Below are 1,067 nucleotides of genomic sequence, written 5' to 3'. Positions count from 1 at the left end.
CGCTGCTTGTCGGTGAGGTTCTCCGCTCCGGCGCGGAGGATGGTCTGGATCCCGTAGAGCGGGTCCCCCTTCCGTCCGCGATGCTCGAGGGTGTCCTGCTGAACGCGGCGGCGGACCTCGTCCACGGCGGCGGTGCCGAGCTTGACGACATGGAACGCGTCGAGCACCGCGACGGCGTCGTCCAGCTTGTCGTCGATCGCGGTCTTGTAGCCCGCGAACGGGTCAAGAGCTGCGACCTTCACGCTCCTCCGGAACGCGTCGCCGCGTTCGGCGAGCCAGGTCGCGTACGCCTTCCCCGATCTGCCCGGCACGAGGTCGAGCAGCCGGGCCCGCGTCTTCCCGGTGCTGTCGCGGCTGAGGTCGACCATCCCGGTCAGCTCCTTCGGCCCGCGCTTGCGGGCGTCGACGTGATGCCAGATGTGCTCGTCGACCCCGAGAGTGGTGACGTTCTCGAACCGGGACTCATCAGCGGCGAGCTTGACGAGCTCAGGTTCGACGGCCCGCCACACCGTCTTCCACGACGTCCCGAGCTGACGGGCCAGGCCATGGATGCTGGCGTGCTCACGGCGCAACTGCCCGATCGCCCAGCCGACAGCGCGCTTGGTGATCGATCCTCGCGGGGCGACCACGGACGGCAGCTGTTCCACGAACGTCCGCCGCACGCAGGCCTCGTCGTCGCACCGCCAGACCCGCTGCCGCCACACGATCCGCACCCGAGTCACCCCGGGCACGTCATGAAGCACCCGTCGACGACGTCCGCGGCCGGTCGCGACGACCCCGCACGACGGGCACCCGGCAGGCGCCGCTGGTGTCGAGACGGTGACGACCAGCAGCCCGTCGCGACGGTCGACATACTCAACGTGGACGCCGTCCAGGCCGAGCAGCAGGTCGCAGCGGGAACACGGGCAGGAAGCAGAGCGCGCGTCAGCGCACCCCGAACTATGGTGAGACACGTCGAGGTCCTCGTGATGGAACAGCAGTTGGCGCTACTGATCCTCGGGGACCTCGACCCCTACCCACCGACCATCACCCGGCGAGCCTCACCCCCACCAAATGTCCGAAGAGCC

The 1,067-nt window shown here is 69.4% G+C and carries 1 protein-coding gene; it reads right to left on the bottom strand.

Annotated features, from left to right (window positions below; translation table 11 throughout):
• On the bottom strand, positions 1 to 887 hold an 887-nt coding region (locus AB1K54_RS17295), incomplete at its 3' end, for an ISL3 family transposase (RefSeq protein WP_371204004.1).
• Positions 888 to 1,067: the final 180 nt, after the last annotated feature.

Source organism: Microbacterium sp. BWT-B31 (genome assembly GCF_041379855.1).
GTDB lineage: Bacteria > Actinomycetota > Actinomycetes > Actinomycetales > Microbacteriaceae > Microbacterium.
This window is presented reverse-complemented; position numbering and strand designations above follow the sequence as displayed.